This window comes from Bacteroidales bacterium (genome assembly GCA_031275285.1).
Taxonomy (GTDB): Bacteria; Bacteroidota; Bacteroidia; order Bacteroidales; family UBA4181; genus JAIRLS01.
Genome location: JAISOY010000081.1, coordinates 1 through 22616 on the forward strand (window position 1 = coordinate 1; position 22616 = coordinate 22616).

At 40.2% G+C, this 22616-nt stretch carries 11 protein-coding genes; 2 read left to right on the forward strand and 9 right to left on the reverse strand.

Going from position 1 to position 22616, the window contains the following annotated elements:
- The 9 genes from LBQ60_08310 to tig all read right to left on the reverse strand — a co-directional run.
- A partial coding sequence (locus LBQ60_08310) for an FG-GAP-like repeat-containing protein (protein MDR2037911.1) occupies window positions 1-4608 on the reverse strand: 4608 nt, incomplete at its 3' end.
- A gap of 79 nt (window positions 4609-4687) precedes the next feature.
- Complete coding sequence (locus LBQ60_08315) at window positions 4688-5188, reverse strand: T9SS type A sorting domain-containing protein (protein MDR2037912.1); 501 nt, start codon at window positions 5186-5188, stop codon at window positions 4688-4690.
- A 768-nt stretch (window positions 5189-5956) separates the two neighbouring features.
- Window positions 5957-8590 (reverse strand): TonB-dependent receptor plug domain-containing protein, encoded by a 2634-nt coding sequence (locus LBQ60_08320; GenBank protein ID MDR2037913.1) that lies wholly within the window; start codon window positions 8588-8590, stop codon window positions 5957-5959.
- 565 nt (window positions 8591-9155) lie between these two features.
- Window positions 9156-10481: a tetratricopeptide repeat protein gene (locus tag LBQ60_08325; GenBank protein MDR2037914.1), complete on the reverse strand. Its 1326-nt coding sequence runs from the start codon at window positions 10479-10481 to the stop codon at window positions 9156-9158.
- 145 nt (window positions 10482-10626) lie between these two features.
- The gene (gyrA, locus tag LBQ60_08330) at window positions 10627-13158 is read right to left on the reverse strand and encodes a DNA gyrase subunit A (GenBank protein MDR2037915.1); all 2532 of its coding nucleotides are present in this window, start codon (window positions 13156-13158) and stop codon (window positions 10627-10629) included.
- A 591-nt stretch (window positions 13159-13749) separates the two neighbouring features.
- The gene (locus LBQ60_08335) at window positions 13750-14910 is read right to left on the reverse strand and encodes a Xaa-Pro peptidase family protein (protein MDR2037916.1); all 1161 of its coding nucleotides are present in this window, start codon (window positions 14908-14910) and stop codon (window positions 13750-13752) included.
- A 76-nt stretch (window positions 14911-14986) separates the two neighbouring features.
- Window positions 14987-16234: an ATP-dependent Clp protease ATP-binding subunit ClpX gene (gene clpX / locus LBQ60_08340; protein MDR2037917.1), complete on the reverse strand. Its 1248-nt coding sequence runs from the start codon at window positions 16232-16234 to the stop codon at window positions 14987-14989.
- Between the two features lie 30 nt (window positions 16235-16264).
- Window positions 16265-16939 carry an ATP-dependent Clp endopeptidase proteolytic subunit ClpP gene (gene clpP / locus LBQ60_08345; protein MDR2037918.1) on the reverse strand — a complete coding sequence of 225 codons (675 nt, stop codon included), beginning with the start codon at window positions 16937-16939 and terminating at the stop codon, window positions 16265-16267.
- Entirely contained in the window at window positions 16936-18348 is a 1413-nt protein-coding gene (gene tig / locus LBQ60_08350) for a trigger factor (GenBank protein MDR2037919.1), read from the reverse strand. Before tig ends, clpP begins: the two co-directional genes overlap by 4 nt.
- Window positions 18349-18871: 523 nt before the next feature.
- On the opposite strand from tig, the gene LBQ60_08355 reads away from it, so the two are divergent.
- The gene (locus LBQ60_08355; protein ID MDR2037920.1) at window positions 18872-20740 is read left to right on the forward strand and encodes a DUF3857 domain-containing protein; all 1869 of its coding nucleotides are present in this window, start codon (window positions 18872-18874) and stop codon (window positions 20738-20740) included.
- Between the two features lie 2 nt (window positions 20741-20742).
- Window positions 20743-22616, forward strand: a 1874-nt coding sequence (locus LBQ60_08360) for a DUF3857 domain-containing transglutaminase family protein (GenBank protein ID MDR2037921.1), incomplete at its 3' end; no start/stop codon positions are given.

Genomic DNA, 22616 nt, shown 5'->3' on the forward strand with positions numbered 1-22616 from the left:
GGCGGAAGTTTTCTGGTAGGTGGCTGCCGGGACATACCACGTATTATTCCATGCACTCACGCCTGATTCTACAGTAACACCGGTAAGATGATCGGTAGCCATAGTCCTGGATATACCCAGCAGTCCCTTTCCCTGCAGGTGTACTTTTAATCCCCCGTAGGTATAGGAAGTCTGGCCGGTTCCACCGATGCCGTCCGGTGTGGTTACCGTCTTCACTGCCGTGAGCGCCGGTTGTATATCCATGACAGGGAAAGCTCCGTCTGTACCTTTGGTATAAAGGCGGTCATCGGTAAAACTGCCGTATTCAATGCTTGTCTGGTTACCCATGCCGTCGGTAACGGAGGTGAGCAGCCCGCTATGCAGCTGCAGCCCGTTACGCTGGTAGGTGCGCCATTGCCTGCTGCTTGATCCGTTGAAGCAGTTGTAGCCATAATTGGCTATTTCCGGACGTCCGTCGCCGTTGAAATCGCCTGCAATGAAGAGTTGATTGTCGGCATTGTCTTCAAATGAGGATGTTGCTGTATTGAAATCGTTTAATGCAGCGCCCGTGGAGCGGAGCCAGTAGGTCTTGACTTCACGGAAGTTCCCCCATGATCCTTCCCGGTCATAAATACCCTTGGTGACCACCACGTCGGATCTGCTGTCAAAATCAAGGTCTATCACCAGGCAGTTAAACCGCAGGTTGTCTTTTGTCGTAAAGTCATGGTCATGCATGCCGGGCAGGGTGGCGGCTAATTGCGGGGAAAAGGTGCCGTTGCCCTGGTTCAGCATAAAATACCAGTCGGGGTCGTCCGTATTGTTTAAAATCAGATCAGGTAAACCATCCCCGTTGAAATCGCCCAACTGTAATATCGAATACTTGTTGGCCGTGTATGATGAGGTGGCTTTCCGGGAATCACTGAAGGGTGTTTGGCCACCCTGGTTAAAATACAGGGTATGTCCCCCAGAATAAAACACCAGCAGGTCATTCATGCCATCGCCGTTAAAATCGGCCAGGAATAATCTTTCCGGTGTTGACGGAAGTGGAAGGCTGATCTCTTCCCATGCATACTTGGGGGAGTTATAATCATTGAATAATATGACCCGTCCGATCCTTCCCGGGTATACACCATTCTCGTGGCCTTTTTCGAGATACACGATGGCGTCTTTGCCTTTCCCGTCGATATCCCCGGTAGTATAGGCGGGCATCTCATTGCTCCGCTGGAGATCCGCGAGGTAGTCGGGATGCGGGCTGGTGATATTCACGGGACTGTCAAGCCCGTACAGGTAAAACAGTACATGCTCGTTGGTACGATACGGCGCCAGAAGGTATTGCCTGCCGTCCCCCAGGGCATTGAAGGATAATTGTCCCTCCAGCCCCTGCCTGTGCTTTATCTTACTTATTTTCATATTCTCCGGCAGGTACTTGGGAGCGGTGGCCACATATTTGTAGGTCCCGTTGTCCTGCCTGGTGGCTATAAAATGTTGTGATAATGTTTTGATATAAGTACGATTGTATTCCTCGTACTGGTAATTAACGGTAATGCCTATAATATCGCTGATCCCGTCGCCGTTCAGGTCGGCAGTGGTATAATACTGCTTGTCCAGGTCGGTCAGGGAACCTTCCAGTGTAAGCGGACTTGCCGTATGGCTATTGCTTGTCCCGTAGTAACCCCAGTCCAGGGTAACCGGCTTCAGTGCTTCTCCCTGGCCGTTCTTTTCGGTCACCGATACTAGCCGCGAGAAATGGTCGGTATTGGCATATTCCAGCGTATATTCACGGAATGTATCATTTCCTGTCCGGCAGGTGACCTTCTCCAGCCGTTGCAGCATCTTTCCCGGGATGCCGTCAAAAATAAAGGGCGCCTGGTCGGTACGGCCCTGGTAACTCATCGATACCATATTGTAGAACGATGAGCTAACATGCTTGTTCTTGCCGTAAATCACAGATGCCAGGTAGGTAAAATGCTCATACCTCGAATAATAATAGTTCATATAATTGCCGGAAGGATCCTCTACATAATCCAGGTACCATGCGTTTACCTTGGTGACCGTATTTGATGGGTTCGATGTATCGTAATAAACATGCCGTCCATCGCTGTTGCTCACCCCACCGTAATAATATTTCATGCCGTCTTTGGTGACCACCTCGAACCAGGTATTGGCAGCACTGCCGTGTACGGTTATTTTAGTGAACGGGTCGGCTTCCGTATGGTATATGGCTCCGTCCTGTCCTGCTGTTCCGGAGGATAGGACCAGCCGCTGCCCATCCAGGGCATACCCGTCGTCGGCAAGATAGGTTAACCCCTTAGTCGTTTGATCATAATATTCGCTTTTAGGAACGCGGGTGATGGCCGAAGTTCCTAAAAGCGAACATCCCCATCCTGCGACGCCGTTGCCGGCCTGGCTGTTATAGACGATGGCCAGGGAGGGCTGTAACCCGTTGACCCCCGGTGGTATCGCTATAGGAATGCTATAGGTGGCCGCACCCGTGGCGCTTACATCGAAAGTGCCTGGTGTGATGCCTACGGCAGAGTTATCTGTGGTATTATTCCCGGTAACCGGCGGGTTACCCGGATAACCCAGGTCGTCGGAATATGCCGGCAGCGATCCCTGTATGTAGGTTCTTATGCTTCCTTCCTGGCTCTGTCCTTCCGATACCACGTAATAGGTTCCCGCGTTCAGGGTTCTCTTGATACAGGCATGCAAGGGAGAAGGACACATGCCTTCGCCGGCATAATCATCATTATACATGATCACATCCCCGTTGGCATCCAGTAAATGCATGTAGGTGTTATCCAGGCCCGACCCGCAATGGGAAACGGTGATATCCATCCTTTGGCTGATACTGAATTTATAGAATATATCATTGGTAGACCGGCCGGTATAGGTATTGGTAAAATGTCCGGTATTTTGCGTATTGGCATATTGGAAGGCCCTGTTGTATTCGCCTGCATTAATGGGACGGTCCATATCATTACCCCAGGCAGATCCCTGTACGGTGGTTGTAAGCTCCCCATCGTCATCCTGTGTCATCTTGGATAATACCCAGTAGGTGCCCGCAGGCAGGTTTTCCACCAACAACCGAGCATGTTTAGGCGACGGACATCCGTCTTCGCCCGAACTGTCATCATTGGAATACATAATCGCTCCTTCATTATTCAACAGTGCCACATAGGTGTCGTATACACTGGAAGCGCAATGATTGAGCAGTATATCCATGGTCCGGTCAATGGTAAAACGGTAGAATACATCCACGCCTTCCACCCAGGGGAAATCGTTCTTATAGTCGGCAGGTACCCGCGTATCTGAATACTGGAAACTGTCATGGAAGGAGCCGATATCGATGGCCGATTCGAAGTCATCACCTTCTGACGGTGCCTGGCAACTCCCGGTCATCCTCGACTCGTAACCATATGCGCCCATATCGCTGCATGACCCGCCTTTACCCGGCGGGAAACTGTAATCGTAAAAATCAGGAAAACCGGCATCAATGCAGGGCGAATTATCCGCCAGTTGATAGCGCCTGATGAAATCCTGCAGGTCGAAAAGCGGATCGAGGTCAATAACCCCGTCGCCAAAATATATCATGCTATGCGGAAGATCATTTTTTCTATATATGTTACTGTAGGTAACTGTAGCAGAAGACCCGCCGATATAGGAAACGGACATTTCAGCGCTTATTTCCGGGTTGTACATAATAGTGTTCATCACATATATATCGCTGTGGCCGGTACCCCATTTGACAGAGAGGGCAGATCCGCCCTGATTATCGGCAATGGTGACATTGCAGATGTCGGTAAAACCGCTGACAGTGGGGTGATGGACAATCACGGGCTCGCTTCCTGCATTATTTTCATACAGCAATGAATTACACAGCGTGTATATGTAGTTCTGCCCCCCGGCATATATCGTGGGACAGAAATTCTGGGTCATTACCAGGTGCGACAGGAAAGGGAAGGCATTATCGATATAGATGGCATTACAGCCATTGATAAACTTCATCCCGTGCAGCTCGGGCGAACAGTTCGAAAGGTAGGCCCCCGTATTATCGCTTGCGTCGATGATTACCGAGTGCGGGCATGCCAGGTTTCCTACCAGGTAGATATTTTTACCTGTGATGTTGAAACAATTATAATTCCCGTCGGCGATCTTGATGGCATCTCCGTTGGAGGCCATATCTGTTGCCCGCTGTATGTCCCGGAACGGAGCCTGTTTGGTTCCCGGGTTGTTGTCATTGCCATCGGGCGAAACATACCACTGGTAAGTGTCGGGAATATTCAGGTAATTACCCGCATGATTCCACCCGTTAGTAGTGTTGACAGTGGTAGTAGCAGCTGCCAGAAACCCGTCCTGCAGCTCGGCAGGTACAGCTACACGGCTCTTGGTGCCTTCCGGTATGGTGATCTTATTCTTTGTTGTTACCGGCTCCCGTAACGCCCGCAATAGTTGTTTGGCCAGCATGGTGTCGCACCCCACGCCGGTCATCCCGGAGATATAGCGGCTTAACGCCTGCTTATACGGATCGTTGGCCGTACTTTGTTTTTGTCCGTATCCGTTTATCAGGCACAGGAACAACAGTAGTATAATTGTATAACCGTAAAATGTCCGGGGTAAAATTATCTTCATACGTAAAATAATTGAGAATGGAGAATGGAGAATGAATTATTTCCATTTGTAATGAGAGTATCCCGAAAAACGGGAATATTTATTCTTTCACGATTTTCCAGACACTAACTTCTTCGCCGAGGATGATCCGCAGGATGTATATCCCGGCCGGAAACGAAGAGATATCCATAAGGTTCGTAGCTGTAATACCTGTTTGTTGCTTTAATATATTTCCGGTTGCAGCGTGTAATATGAACAGGGACTTTTCCGGGATCGTGCCTCCGGTAATATCTACCCGGAGTTTCCCCTTAGTCGGGTTGGGATAAATTGTTACTTTCCGTTCTTTCAAGGCTTCTTCGGATGGAACAACGGAGGATTCACCGAAAACAGCTTCGGAAATATCCCATTCGGATTCCGGTATATCTTTCCTGGCAGATTTCAGGCTATTACGGGAGGTCAGGTTACTTACAGAGATCAACTCCTTGTTTTTCCGGTTGCCGGAAGCATCATAACGGTACTTTACCTGTTGGGCGTTTACCTGATACCCCAAAAGCATTACCGGTAAAAGTAAAAGGTATTGCCGGAAACGGTGGTTTTTCATACTCTTATGTTTTTAGTATCAGTTTTTTCAAAATGTAAATTATTGTTGCAATATAAGGTGTAAATGATAATTGTATCACACTGGCTAGGAAAAATATAGTAAAAAATTATCAAAAATAATAATTGTTACTGATAGTCAAATATTTGCATATTATAAAATATAGTTGAAATTTATTGAAAATATCGCTTAAGATACTGGAAAAGCGTTTCACGGCCAAGTCAAATCACTTTAAATCGCATATAAACCAATACTTGCTTTTAGAATGCATTTATGAATATGTTAAATGTATCTTATATTTGATTTTACCCCTCTACTTTGGTATGAAGCCATTTTGCACTAATTGGAATCTGATATGATTAGTATTTGATATGAGCTCGGAAATCCCTTAGAGGGGGTTTTGTAGAAATTGTTGGCGAGACCCCAAGTAGGACATTCCCCGAATATACGCCTTCTTCATCCTGTCGGATCTTGATTCGTCGAATCACTATATTTAACGGATTGATCAATTCAACATACACATACCGACTCATTAAAGCCGGCCCATGTAAAGCCGCATCTAACAGGTGTGCCCGGAACCAGATCTTTTCTCTTGAAATATAATAGGGTTTATCAGTATGTATATAAATCTTCTCCTGTAGAAATGACATCAACTGTCTACGGAACAGTGCAGATGTGCTGTCAAGGATAGATTGTCCGGACATAAAAAACGGAAACTCTACCTCCCAAAAAAAATAGGAGTCTTTTCATTTATATAGATAGCTTATCAGATTATTTATCGTTTGTTAAGATTTTACTTTCCTGACGGATAATTTTCCCGTCATCGGTAATCCCTTCCATGATCACCGTATAGGTGGTCTTGGCATCGGCTGTATAGAAGTAGAATGAAGCCACTCCGATACTGTCTGTCTGTACATTGGGTTGCCAGTGGATGGTGGTTCTCAGGTCGGGTTCCGGTGCACTTCTGGCTGCCGGGGTATCATACTTAGGAGCATAAAATTCAACCGGGGATTGGTATCCCAGTGGCATATACGACTTGATATTGAACTGTTTCCTGTCATCGACATATGCGCCACGTTTGGTAAAAATAACAATAACCCCACCATTACCTTCCGGACCGAAAACAGTGGTATTATGTCCGGGTTTCAATAAGTCGATCTGGGCAATATTACTGGGATCAAGCATATCTAAAACAGTAGGGTCTTTGCCCCATCTATCTCCGTCAACAACGATTAACGGAGCACCTCCCCGTAATATTTCTATCTTTCCGTTTCCTGTTACCCAGATACCAGGAATCCTCTGTATCAGTGAAAACATACTTGAAGCAGGCATTTTGTTGATCATGTCTTCTGTCATCGAATAGTCAGCCCACTGGTAATAATCGGATTTTTGTGTAATTTTTGGAGCAACAATTTTCACTTCCTTTATATATATCGATCTCATACCATTTTCAGCAATATACATTTCTTCGGCTTTATTAGCATATTTTTCAAACACCTCTCTGGATATCTTTTCATTTATAGGCGGTATAAGAAGCGTCCTGTCCGGAAATGTTTCTTCATTCACAGATACCTCGAAGCGTTTTGTCTTTGCTTTACGGTCAGCCTGTACGATAATGCGGGTACTGTCACGTAATTCACAATTGTGCAGATAGAAACGACCATCTTTATCAGTGATTGTCTGATCAATGCAAAATGCTCTATGGGTTGTGCTGTCACTCATAGCCATCATAGAGACTCCGATTCCTTCTGCCGGTTTTCCCCATAGAAGACTTTTCACCGTGCCGGATATTTCAGGTCCGACTTCTAAAGGAAAGGATGGCTTTGCCACATCACCTTTCATGATACGGCCAATATTATAACGCCTCCATCCCTGGGTAAGCATTAACAGGTCCAGCGCATCTACGGAAGAAGGATTTTCCCGGAAATAGAATCCGGGATCTTCAATATTTCCTCTGAGATCTGATGTCAATAACAGGTTTGTAAGAATATTAGACGTCGAATCTGTAATTACCTCATTGTCATCGGTTACTGATACCGAAAAACTGCCCGACAGGGGATTACCTTCCTGATCATCAAATGTAACGGTATTTTTAACCAATGATCGTTTACCATATTTTTCCCGATCAGTCTGGTAATGTACAACAGCCTGATCGTCATTATTCACAAATACCAATCGCTCGCTGACTGGTTGCTTCTGTTTGTCCAGAAGGAGAAGATGAAGTACACCCGAAGGAAAAAATTGCTTTGGAAAAGCCAGCCATTCTTTTGAAAAATCCCACGATTCGGCATAATACACCATACCCCGGACATGTGCAAGGAGGTAAAAAGGTTCTTGAGTCTGATTACCGGGTTGATGTAACGTAACATATAATTTATCCCGATTCCAGTTACATCCTAATGAATATCCCGATTCAAACGTCGCCGGCAATTCAAAACGCTTTTCTACCCCAATACTGTTCCTGCATATGGCGTGGTAGGTTTTTCCTTTTACCGACTGGAATATGAATGAACCGGTTCCACGATAGCTGCTTATCATATCACCCATATTATTTCCATCCTGGTCATAGATATGTCCTGTAATATCTTCCGGATTCCCATCCGGTTTCAATGCTTTAAAAGCTACCTTGGCCATGGTTCCTGATATTATCTGTCCACCTTCCGGAAAAAAAGAGACATCAAAATCACTACCGGATAAAGGGATAGGGATATATTTGCGGTATATACCATTATCCCTGGTAACCTCTATAAGCATGATTCTTTGTTTGGCTCCCGGAGGCACATCAAATGTTACATTTGCAATTCCGTCATTGCCCGTTTTCAGAGTCATCTCTTTCCCATTGTTGATCCGCATTTTTACACTTTCGATAATTATGGGATCCAAAAGGTTAATTCCTTTGGTTCTTATCTCTGCTTGTACCTTTCCTTTCGCTTCATATTCGAATCTTGCCTGAATATCGACCAGACGGCTCTGTGGGTCCCCAATAAAGATATTTTTGATAAAGAAATAATCTTCATCCAGATTACGCATGAAATTGGTATAAGCACGTAAGGTATAATTACCTTCCGGAAGGTCATCCGGAAGGACTATATTTCCAGAATATACTCCTTTTTCATCCTGCCGTATCTTGACCCGATTGATTATTATATCCAACGGATTGATCAGCTCAACATAGATATACCAACTCGCAAAATCAAGCTTATGAGAAACCGCATCTACCAAATGAGCACGGAACCATATTCTTTCTCCTGAGATATAATAGGGTTTATCGGTGTGTACATGGATCTTCTCCTGAGGAAAGACGACCAGCTGTTTATTGAATTGTGCAGATGCACTATCCAGAATGGACTGGCCGGCTGCAATGGCCGAAAGTCCTGTCAGGAAAAGGAAGAGAAGTTTTTTCATCCGGATGTATTTTGTTTAATAATAATCTCCCAATATATGAAAAAAATAAAAACAAAAAGCAAATGGAAACATTTATTTTTATTTAAACAAAAATCCACCCACCAGAAGTAAATATATATTTCAAAAGGTGCATTCTTATTATTGATAATCAATGTAATATTTCAAATTTAATAACCGAATGTATTAATATGGATAGGGTAGGGGTAGAAATCTTTAAATCAACAAATTAACTCAAAATATAATAATAATATTGTATATTATAAATTCTTATGGGAAAAAGAGAAATAAACTAAAAATAAATTCTTTGTAATCAGACAATAAATATACCATCAAAAAAAGTATAAAAACTTATATACTGGGGAGATTTCTGTGTATAAGTAAAGTGATGTAGTAATAAGAATTTACGTTAAGGGAAAATGAAACACGCAGAAGATAAATAATTATGATTTACTTTTCGTTCATTTGAAATTACGATTATATAAATGTCGCATAATTTATATTATGTTAAATAATATTTGGAAAAATAAATGGGGAGTTTTTAACTTCCCCACTTACTCTTTTAAGATTACAATGCTTCCAGTTTTTTTACGGTATCATTATATTTAGCTTCCATTTCCGGATGTTTGATCCTGAGCCGGAAATACATACTTTTAAGAGTTTCTAATGCATCCTTATTGGTTGGCATCAATTCAAGGGCTTTTTCCATCGGAGGAATAGCTTTTTCAAATTCTAATTCCGCCAGGTTTTTAAGTTCTTCATATTCTTTAAAAGTCTTATTGGGTGCATTACCTTCTTCAAGATACTTTGCTGCTTTGTTATAATATGCTACACTTTTGTTATAATAAGCATCAAAATAGTCCGGTTTAAGGGTAATGACCTTGTCATAAACTTCAACTGCTTTGTCGGTATCTCCCATTCTTTCCAGTAAAGTACCTTCTACAAAGAGCAACATAGTATTATTTGGATCATCTTTTTGTGCTTTTTTCAAGTAATCCATGGCTTTTTCACTTTCTTCACGGTTGAGGTAATAGTTAATCATCCGGTACAGTAGCTGCATATTCTCGGGATAAATTTCCAGTCCTTTCTGAACATATGATAATGCTTTAGCTGTGTCTCCACTTGCGTTTAAAGTAGCTACATACATCATATCATACATCGATCCTTCCATTCCTTCCGGTTCAAAACCCAAAGGAATAGCTTTTTCTAATGCTTCTTCTGTTTCTTTCCATATATTGCCGCCTTGCCTTTCATTATAGTGATAAGCAGCATAACCGGCATAATAATAATACAATGTATCTATTTTTCCCAAGTAACCATTCAAACGTATCTTCAATTGCGATGATTCATAGACATCCCGGAAACGTTCTAAAGTCAATTCATTGGCAATTTTACCTTCGAGATCATTGTTAATGAGTACATAAGCTTCATTAATTTTTTTAGTCAGTTTGCCTTTTTCATCCAGTGATTTGGCCTTTTCATAAGCATCTATGGCCTTTTCTAATGGTTTTTCCACTATTGGTTGCGTTTCGTCCCATGCGAAAAATACTCCATTCTTATAAATCAACTTGATCCGGCTGAATTCATGAGTCTCGACAGGAACTCCATTTTCCTGGGTTTTTAATACTTGAGGTTCTTCCCCTAAAAATAACATCTTCTCATCATCAGGCTTTCCAATTTGTCTGGCAAAGTCTACATTCAATCCGTATGCTTCATGAAAAAGTTTGCCCCTGCTCATCCAAGTATTAGGATTGATACTTTTTTTAGCATCCTGGATAGCAGCATCGCTTTTTTCAATATTACTTTTTATTGATTTTGCTTTACTTTCATTTTGTGCTGAAGCCTGAAACCCAAAAAGCAAAGCCAATGTCATTAATAAAAATGCTCTTTTCATTTCCTATGGTATTTTATGTTATGTTTTTATATGGGTTAATTTACATATTATACAAATATAAGGTATAAATTTACATCAATACAATAATATATGTCATAAAATTAGAAAAATGTCAATTATTTTTCTGACAGAAATATGATTGATATCAACTTTCGCTGGTTTCATTGGAAGTGGCTGAATCAGGATTATCCGTTCCGGCCGTATTATCAAGTTCTTCTTCATCTGTACGGGGAACCTGAGTCACAGAAGCAATGGTATCATTTCCTCTCAGATTGATCAGCTTAACACCTTGTGTCGCACGGCCGGCAATACGAATATCCGATACATGCATCCGGATGGTAAGACCTGATTTATTAATGATCATTAAATCCTCGTCATCTCCGGCATCCTTGATAGCAATGAGATTACCCGTCTTTTCTGTAATATTGATGGTTTTGACTCCCTTTCCGCCTCTATTTGTAATACGGTAATCTTCTATATCAGAACGTTTTCCATATCCTTTTTCTGAGACTACCAATATTTGTCGTTCTATATTCCCTTGTTCAATACAAACCATACCAATTACCCGGTCATCCTTCATTGTTTCCGATAAGGTGATTCCACGGACACCGGATGCTGTTCGTCCCATATCGCGGACCTTTTCTTCAGGGAATCTTACTGCACGACCTGACAATAATGCCAGCAATATATCACATTTTCCATTGGTCAATTTGGCTTCGATCAAGCTGTCGCCTTCCCTGATGGTAATAGCATTGATGCCGTTTTGGCGTGGACGGGAGTATGCTTCAAGAGATGTCTTTTTAACAACCCCATTATGCGAACACATCACAATATAATGATTTTTAATGTATTCTTCTTCCGCAAGTGTCTTGACATTAATGTATGCCCTTACCTGGTCATCACTATCAATATTGATGATATTCTGGATGGCACGTCCCTGGGATGTCTTATTACCTTCAGGTAATTCATACACTTTTACCCAGAAACATCTTCCTTTCTCTGTAAAAAGCAGCAAAGTATTATGCATGGATGCATGAAAAAGATGTTCAAGGAAATCCTCATCCCTGCGGGTAGTACTTCCTTTCGACCCCACTCCTCCCCTGCTCTGGGTTCTGAATTCAGTCAAAGGAGTCCGTTTGATATATCCCAGATGAGATATGGTAATTACCATATCATCATCAGCATAAAAATCTTCCGGATTGAATTCTTCGGCATTGGGTTTGATTTCAGTACGACGTTCATCACCATATTTTTGTTTAATAATGAGTAATTCATCCTTAATGATGCCCATTCTCAAATCTTCACTAGCAAGTACGTCGTTATAGTAACTAACCATCTTGGTCAACTCGTCATGTTCAGCCTGTAACTTATCGCGTTCCAGTCCGGTTAAAGCCCTCAGGCGCATGTCAACAATGGCTTGGGATTGTATTTCACTTAAGTTGAAGCGCTCCATCAATCCTTTTATAGCATCGGCCGGGCTGGCTGATGAACGGATAATTTTGATCACTTCATCAATGTTATCCTGGGCAATCAATAAACCATCAAGAATATGAAGGCGTTCGAGTGCTTTTTTCAAATCAAATTCTGTCCTCCTGATCACTACTTCATGGCGGTGCTTTACATAATGGAGAATCAGATCCTTCAGGTTAAGCTGTCGGGGACGTCCATCTACCAGCGCTATATTATTAATACTAAAGGAAGATTGAAGTGGAGTTTGTTTATATAAGTTATTGAGTACCACATTGGAATTTGCGTCCTTTTTAAGTTTTACTACAATACGCATTCCGTCCCGGTCCGATTCATCATTGATGTATGATATACCTTCCAGTTTTTTATCATTGACCAATTCTGCAATCCGTTCAATAAGTGAAGCCTTATTCAATTGATAAGGTATTTCATTAAAAACAATCACTTCTCTACCGCTTGACTGGATTTCGATTTCAGAACGAGCGCGGATCACCACACGTCCACGTCCGGTTTCATAAGCATCTTTGATACCCTGTATTCCATGAATGATCGCTCCGGTAGGAAAATCAGGACCTTTGATGTATTGCATCAAGCCGTCTATGGTTATATCATTGTTGTCGATATATGCAATGATGCCGTCTATGGTTTCCGAAAGATTATGAGGCGCCATGTTGGTAGCCATCCCCACAGCGATACCTGATGAACCGTTGACAATCAGATTTGGAAATCCACTTGGCATGACCTTGGGTTCCTCCAGTGTATCATCGAAATTAAGCTGGAAATCGACAGTATTCTTTTCAATGTCTGCCATCATCTCTTCAGCCATTTTCTTCATACGGGCTTCCGTATATCGCATGGCTGCAGCCGAATCTCCATCCATTGAGCCGAAGTTTCCTTGCCCGTCAACTAACGGATAGCGCATTGACCAGGTCTGGGCCATACGGACCATTGCCTCGTATACCGAACTATCGCCATGAGGGTGATACTTACCAAGTACCTCTCCTACTATCCTCGCCGATTTTTTATGCGGTTTATTAGATAAAATCCCCAATTCTGACATTCCGTACAATACCCTCCGGTGAACGGGCTTCAGCCCATCCCGGATATCAGGCAATGCTCTTGATACAATAACCGACATAGAATAATCTATGTAGGATGATTTCATTTCTTCCTCAATATTGACGGAAATAATTTTCTCCTCTTCTTGCATTTTATTATTTATATGATCACTAATTATTTACTTTTTCAAAAAGATCGACTAAGATAATACTTTTTAACGAATTAGAAGACTTAGAAAGAGATGAGTTATCAACATTATATTGTTAATTTTCCAGCGGAAAGCAGATGTAGTTTTAAGCTTTTTTGCTCTTTTAAGAATAAACCGTATCAACAGGATTTTATAGAAAATGGGGAGAATAAAAAAAGCAAGCGCCTTTACCTTAATCGACTTATTATTAACATCTTGAATTGATGGTGATGTGATGTTCAAATATTTATTACAGGTGTAATACTCAAGGTCATAAAATTAGAAAATGTATTCAATGGTTCTGTCATCAAAGAGTTCCGCTACCATGCTGCTGATGATGTTTCTGAAAAAAGTGAGATTGCTTTTGATACAGGTATCAGCGAAATAGCACTCAATGGTTTTCTGAATGATATTCAATCGGGGAAAGCATTGGAAATTAGAAATCTCAGGGATAACTAATGTATATTCCAGCAATAAGGAACTGGGAACACTTATAATAGTTCGGAAGCTTATGCTCGGATTGATATGAAAGAAACCTTAAACTGATATTGGGTATTAATGATCTAAATTTACAATACCTTCTTCCAGGATAGTTAATTTTTCAGCATTATTTTCGGTTACAACAAAAGTATTTTCAATACCAACAGCTCCTACTCCTTCTATTACAAATTTAGGTTCAACAGCCAATACCATTCCTGGTTCCAATACCGTTTTCGAACGAACACCTAACACCGGTTGTTCATTGATCTCAATTCCAACACCATGTCCGACAAACTTGGCTTGTTGCCTGGTTCCCATGAAACAATCGCTTAAACCGCTTTTATCCGCCATTTCCAAGGACTTTTGATAAATATCTTCACAGATGGTTCCCGGAACAGCCATCCGGGCGATTTCATCCTGGATATCCAAAGCAACCTGATGCGCTTTGTAAGCTTTTTCGGGAAGCCGGCCAATTGAATAAGTACGTGTCATATCGGTCATATAACCGGTAAAATTACCGCCCATATCTACCATAACACTTGTACCCTGCCTGAGCGGAGTATTATCAGCACCCACCGGTATGGAAGGATGAAGCCCTTTCCCACCTAATCCAAAGTCGTACGGAGATGGTGCTGCTGCATTGTCGCCAGCAAGTATACTCCCCATGAATATTTCCATACTTTGTCCGAAAACCCTGAAAATTCCATAGCTTCCGGCATGTCTCATTTCCCGTTCTATTTCAATGGATAGTTCCAGATCCGTCATTCCATCGCGATACAGCTGAGGAATTTTCCTATAGACCTGTGCGTGTATCCTGCCTGATTTCCGGATCAAATCCACTTCAGCGTCTGTTTTTATACTGCGGGCCCTTTGGATAGCCGGTGTTCCATTGATTACTTCTGTAGAAGAAAAAATAGCTGCATACCTTAACCATTCATTATGTGACATGGTATCTCCTTCCAGCATGATTTTCTCCGGTGGAAAAATACCTTGTCTTTCCAGTATATCTTTAATTTCTTCGGGTTTACGCACATAAACGATATGATCCCCCGATAATCCGACAGGACGTTTTACAAATAATACCGGATCATGATCTAAAGGAATATATAAATACCCCATTAATACTTGTCCGGTAGTATAAAATAAATTAACATTTGATGTAATCAGACAGGCATCTGCACCTGTTTTCTGCATTTCTTCCCGTATTTTACGGATATGAATCTGTTGTTCTGTCATTTTGTCGTATGTTTTATATACAAAAGCCGAAATATTTAGTATTCCGGCTTTTGTATACGATATTTATATTCAATACTTATGCTGCTTTTAGTTTTTTTGCATTTACTTTTTCAAGTTTGTCTTTGGCATAACTATAAGTGATGGTGATCTCTTTTTCTCCACTCGAAGGTACCTCATACATCACGTCAGTCATAATCGCCTCGGAGATGGAACGTAATCCGCGCGCGCCCAACTTAAATTCAATTGCTTTGTCTACAATCAGATCTAAAACATCGTCATCAAAATTAAGTTCGATTCCATCAATCTGGAATAACTTTTTATATTGTTTGATCAGTGCATTTTTAGGTTCTGTAAGTATATTACGCAGTGCTGTACGATCTAACGGATTCAAATAGGTAAGTACCGGAAGACGTCCGATAATTTCAGGAATTAAACCGAATGATTTGAGATCCTGTGGTGCGATATACTGCAACATATTATCCCGGTCAATCTGTTCTGTATTCCTTGCACTATTATATCCTACCACGCGGGTATTAAGCCTTTGGGCGATTTTGCGGTCTATTCCGTCAAAAGCGCCACCACAGATAAATAATATGTTCTTGGTATCGATTGCAATCATCTTTTGTTCCGGATGTTTTCTTCCTCCCTGAGGCGGAACATTTACAATAGATCCTTCAAGCAATTTAAGCAAACCTTGCTGAACACCCTCTCCCGAAACATCACGGGTAATGGATGGATTATCGCTTTTCCGGGCTATTTTATCCAGTTCATCAATAAAAACAATTCCTTTTTCAGCTGCATCGACGTTATAATCAGCAGATTGCAATAAACGCGTAAGGATACTTTCCACATCTTCCCCTACGTAACCAGCTTCTGTCAAAACGGTTGCATCGACAATCGTAAACGGCACATGCAACATACGGGCAATTGTGCGTGCAAGTAATGTTTTGCCGGTCCCGGTCTCTCCTACCAAAATGATGTTGGATTTTTCAATTTCCACATCATCCTCCGTCTTGTTTTTCTTCGGCTGCATGAGACGTTTATAGTGATTGTAGACTGCTACGGAAAGGTATTTTTTTGCTTCATCCTGTCCGATCACATATTGATCGAGAAATTCCTTGATTTCCACAGGATTCATCAACTTAATGTTATCCAGGTTCAGGCTTTTACCTTTCTTTTTCAACTCTTCTTCTACAATCTGTGAAGCCTGTTCAACACAGGAATCACAGATATGTCCCGAAATACCGGCAATTAAAATATTGGTATCCCGTTTGTCCCGTCCACAAAAAGAACAGCGGTCTATAACACTTCGCGAATTGCTCATCTATTTTATTTCCTCTTTTATTAAATGCAATCAGGATTTTTGCCTGATTAATACTTCATCCAGTAACCCATAATCTTTGGCTTCCTGAGCTGTCATCCAATAATCACGGTCGGAATCTTTTTCAATGGCATCAAATGATTTTCCGGTATGTTCGGATAATATGGTATATAATTCTTTTCTTAATTTAAGTATCTCTTTCAAGGTGATCTCCATATCTACGGATTGTCCCTGCATTCCTCCTGACGGCTGATGCATCATCACCCGTGAATGCCTTAACGCAGAGCGTTTTCCTTTTGCGCCGGCTGCCAGAATGACAGAAGCCATTGATGCTGCCATACCGGTACATATGGTCGCTACATCGGAAGAAATCCATTGCATGGTATCATAGATACCTAATCCTGATTGTACCACTCCTCCTGGAGAATTAAGGTAAATCTGGATATCTTTATTGGGATCACTGGAGTCCAGGAACAATAATTGTGCTTCAATGATATTGGCCACATCATCATCGATGGCTGTGCCCAAAAAGATAATACGATCCATCATTAAACGGGAAAAAACATCCATCTGTGCTACATTTAATTGCCGCTCTTCTATGATGGTAGGAGAAATATAACCGCTTGTAACGGTCTGATAACGGTGCAGGGTCATACTGTTAATGCCTGCGTGTTTTACCGCATATTTTTGAAATTCGTTAGGATTCATGATTCTTCTGTATTATTGTTTTCTTCTTTGTTTTCTTCTTTAACAGGTTCCGGAGTCATCATTTTATTGAAATCATCCAGGCTTATTTCCTGAACGGATACATCAACAAGCTGATAAATGGCATCCGATACTTTTTTATCCATGATCTGGGATATTACCTGACGTACATTACTTTCTTCCTTCAGGCTATTCATCGCATAACTGGTCAATGCGTCATCAGGGAAACTGGTGATACCATATTGCGCAAATTGCCTTCTGGTCGACTCTTTGGCAAAATCAATGATTTCCTGTTCTTCCACCTTGATCTCGTTCTGTTTGATAATGGCTTCCGATATCACGCTCCACTGCATACTTTTCAGGAAAGAAGGAAACTGTTCATTGAAGGATGCTTCGTCGATCTTTTCCTTGTTGGCATTCCATAACCATTTCCGGAGAAACTCTTCAGGAAGTGCGGGATTGATCTTTTCCAGAAAATAAGTATGAGCGTCAGCCCCAAACTTAGCCATGGTAGCTTCTTCAAAATCCTTGCCAATGTCTTCTTTGATCTTTTCTTCCAGTTCTTCTGCCGATTTGACCACTCCTTCACCAAATATTTTATCGAATAATTCCTGGTCCAATGCTGCATTTTCAAATTTTTCTATTTTGGAAACAGAAAAACGAAACATAGCATCTTTTATATCACCTACCTCTTCTTTGTCTTTTTTTCTAAGGATTGATGCGATCTCCCAATCATTCGGAAAAGTATCGGAAAGATTAAAAACAATTTCATCTCCTACTTTGGCTTTCTTAAAGGGTTTTTGATGTTCTTTATCTTTTATCAGCGAAACCATTACAGATGTATCTTCCGCGCTCAATCCTTCTTCCAGAGGTTGTTGGTTTTCGTCTAACTGGACAATATTTCCTGTTAGTTTCTCTTTCATATCTTTGATTGCATCCGTTTCAACAAACTGACCAAAACGAGAAGCATAATTTTCTATATTCTTGTCGATCAGATCTTTTTCAATGGTTATTTCGTACTTGGTGATCTTGTCTTCTTTTGAAGGCTGCTGGTCTATCACCGGCGCCAAACCCATTTCAAAGTCAAATTTGAACGAATTGCCGATTTCCCAGTCCAGTTCTTCCCCATTGGTCACGGGCATCGGATCTCCTAATACATGTAAATTTTCGTCATCAATAAATTTTTGTAATGATTCAGATACTAATTTATTGATCTCATCAACCAAAACAGGTTTGCCATACATCTTACGGATAAGCCCTTCCGGAACCTTTCCCGGTCTAAATCCCGGCATATTGGCTTTACGGCGATAATCGCGCAATACATCATTTACTTTAGACGCATAATCATCATTATTGATTTCTAACGATACGGTAAGATTCAGGTCATCTACCTGATTTTTGTTAATGTTCATTTATGTTTTACTATTATATAATAAAGGCATTATTTATCGGATGCAAAAATAATCTTAATCTCCATAATTACAAAATTACAATCAATCGTCAGGTCAACTTATATTGTACGATATTTTATCTTATCTGTTATCATATTATTCATCAAAAATTCCGGATATGAGATTTTATTCGTAAAATCACGAACTAATTATACGAGAATTTGATAAGATAATACATAAATGAAAATTAAGAGTTTGATCCTAAATTGTTTTTATGCTAAAAATAAGACGTGTAGTTGAGTACGTTATGTAGGATAAATCGTGGTTTGTTGAATAGCTGATGAATACATTTTTTACCACGTGTTTGTATGTAAAGTATTTTATCATACATTTGCCTAATGTAATTAAACAATTATTGAGCAATTTAAATTTAGAAAAGACTATGAAAAGCAACTTATTTATCTTATGTTTATTAGTGTTTTGTCATACTATATATGCCCAGGAAAAAATCAAGTTCGGGACTGTTCCCATTGAAGATTTGAAAATGAGCGTTTATACTAATGATACAACAGCGGCAGCAGTTGTCCTGTATGAAGATTGTGATCTCCGCTATCAAGTGGTGAACAGTAGCTTCAACTTAAAAACCACTTATATGGTCAGGATAAAGGTATTGAAACCGGGAGGTCTGGATTGGGCAGATATATCCATTCCTTTTTATTCCAGCCAAAGCGGTGGTAGAAGTGAAAGGATTACTGGTATTGCCGGCTTCACTTATAATATGGAAGATGGGAAAACAGAAAAAATAAAATTATCAAAGGATTATATATTTGAAGAAAAAACTTCTGAGAATTACCGAAGAATGAAAATCGCTTTCCAAAATGTAAAGGTAGGTTCAATATTTGAGCTTAAATATGAAAAACACTCTCCAATATATGGTTATATTGACGACTATATCTTTCAACGCTCTATACCTGTACGATATAGTAAATATACTGTAAGTATTCCAGAATATTTCAATTACAAGAACCGTGAATCCGGGTATGAAAAAATAACAAGTACCGTTAAACCATCAAATACTGTTTTAATCTTTCCTGAAGGTACCTTAAGGTGTAATAGTACGGAAACCACCCATATAGCGAACAACCTTCCCGCACTAAAAGAGGATAACTATGTATGGAACAAAAATGATTATATATCCAAAATAACATATGATATCACAGGGGTTGTCGTTCCGGGTGTTATTCATGAAAATTTTTCAACTAACTGGCAAAATATAGACGCAACCTTAATGGATGACCAAAGTTTTGGTCGTCAGTTGAAGTTATCTAATTTAATGAAAGACGAATTATCTTCTGCCATAAAAGACATAACATCCCCGAAAGAAAAGATAGAAGCCATTTTACATTTGGTAAAGCAAAAAATTCAGTGGAATGATAACAATGTTCTTTATATTGATAATGTTAAAAAAGCGATTAAAGATGGTGTTGGAAGCAGTGCAGAAATGAATGCCGCATTACTTTCTCTTTTACGTGATGCCGGATTTAACGCATATCCTGTAGTATTAAGCTTGAGAAACCGCGGACGTATTTTTTCAATGTATCCCTCCCTTAAATCATTGAATTATTTCATTGTCGGAGTTGATATTGATGGGGAAAAATCCTACCTTGATGCATCTTATAAATATGGGGGCATTGACTTGGTTTCTCCTGACTGCATGGTTCAGGAAGCCAGATGCATTTATTTTGACAGGCCCGGAAATTGGGTGGACATCCACGAAATAGGAAGAAATATAGTTGTAACTACAATACAAGTAGCCTTTAATGAAGAAGGAAAATTGTCGGGCACCATGGAACAGAAAATGAATGGGATACCTTGTGCTATTTATAGGTATAGAGTTGATAAACAAAAAAGTGTAGAGGATTATATACAGGAGATTGAAAACAAAAGAAATATTACAGTTTCCGACCTTCAACAAGGTGAACCAAAGGGTGTTGATGTAACGGAAACATATACATTTGAAATTAATGATATCACTTTAGGGGGAGATTATATATACATCAATTCGCTCATTTTTCCGGAAATGAAAGAGAACCCGTTTAAAGAAGAAACGCGAAAGCTCCCTGTTGAATATCCATATCCATTTGACAGTTACATTATAGTAAAATTCACTATACCTGAAGGATATGCCATTGAAGAACTACCCTCCAATGAAAGAATTTTTTTTGATGAGAAAAAATCCATAACATATACTTATTTGGGTCAAAAAATAGAAAATCAAATAAATGCAACTCAACGTTTTAATATGAAGCGAACCTTATACTCTTCATTGGAATATGAAGTACTTCGTGATTTTTGGACGAAAGTATCCAGCAAAAATAATGAACAACTGATATTAAAGAAAAACCCCCAATAGCCATGAAGCATATCCTGTGTTTTTGGATGATATTATCTTCGTTGGCTGTTTCTGCACAGGAATATCCAATTTCATCCATCAGTGATTCGTTACGAAAGAATGCTGATGCCGTTGTGCGCTATAAAGAAAACTTTTTCATTCAAAATGACTTAAATAATGGAACATATAAAGTAACTGAAGTAGTTACTGTTTTAGCAGAAGATGGTAAAGAATACGGACATGTGGTAATTTATCAGGATAAGTTTACCGAACTTAAAAGTTTTACCGGAGTATTTACAGATAACACTGGGAAAGTGATAAAAAAAATTGGGAAAAAAGATTTGACATCAACAGCTTATTCTTCCGATATTGCTTCTGATGATAAATACTCACATTATGAATACCATCCGACCGGTTATCCATATACTGTACGGTATGAATATGAACTAAAAATTAAAAACGGTATTGCATCATACCCACGTTTTATCCCTGTTAAAGGTTATCGATTATCCGTAGAGCAGGCAAAACACATCATCCAAGTACCATCGGATAAAAAAGTACGTTTTAAAGCCAATCGATTAAAACAAGAAGAAATACGGACAGAAGGAAAAAATACAATTTATGAATGGACAATTACTGGATTTCCCGCTATTGAATCAGAACCTTATGCCCCGGCTCTGATGTTCCTGGCACCGACGGTTGAATTAGCTCCTGTAGATTTCTGTATGGAGGGTATCTGTGGAAATATGTTGGACTGGAACAATTTGGGAATCTGGTACATGAATCTATTGAAAGAACGTGATAAGATATCCCCTGCATTAAAGGAAAAGATTATTTCGTTAACAGCTAATGCTGTAAATGAAAAAGAAAAGGTGCAACGTATTTTCCAATATTTGCAATCAACCACTCGTTATGTAAGCATACAACTCGGTATCGGCGGCTTACAGCCAATGAACGCCAGTATAGTTGAAAAAACAGGTTTCGGTGATTGTAAAGCTTTGTCCAATTATATGAAAGCGATGCTGGAAGTTGTCAATATACCATCCATATATACCATTATCAGCACTGACAGAGCCAGCTTATATAGTGATTTTGCAAGTCTGGGACAAATGAACCACGTAATTTTGGCTGTGCCAATGGCTACAGATACATTATGGCTGGAATGCACCAATCCGCTTATACCGTTTAATTATGCACATAGCAACATTGCCGGTCACCAATGTTTATTAATCACACCCGAAGGCGGAAAGTTAGCCAGAGTCAAAAATCAAACAAGCATCAGCAATCATAAATCTACAAATGTATTCATCTCTATTGATGAATCTGGAAATGCTTCAGGCAAAATGAATGCCGACCACAAACTGGAAGCTTATGAATACATGATGGGATTTGTTCATAATATGAGCCGGGAGGAACAGGTAAATGCAATTTTACGCGGATTAAAATCTGCCAAAACACAAATATCAGGTTTGGAGATTATATCAAACGATTCAGAGACACCCGATCTCAAACTACAATATCAGTTGAAATTAGAACACTTTGGAAATAGGTCGGGAAATCGTTTATTTGTGCCATTATCTCTATCACCGGTATATATAACCCCATTACGTACTACGGCGCGGAAATATGATATTGTTATTTCCAATAATGTCTTACGTTCGGATACCCTTCGAATAGATATTCCCAAGTCATTTACGGGAGAATCTATTCCGAAGTCTATAACTTTGGACAGTGAGTTTGGTAACTATTCAATGAATATTGGAATAAATAATAATGAAATATTAATTATTCAACAGCTTTTATTGAAAAAAGGTCAATATCCAGCCAACAAAGCCATTGAATTTCAACAGTTCACCAAAGATATAGGTAAAGAGGTCAATCGTAAAATGGTTTTCAG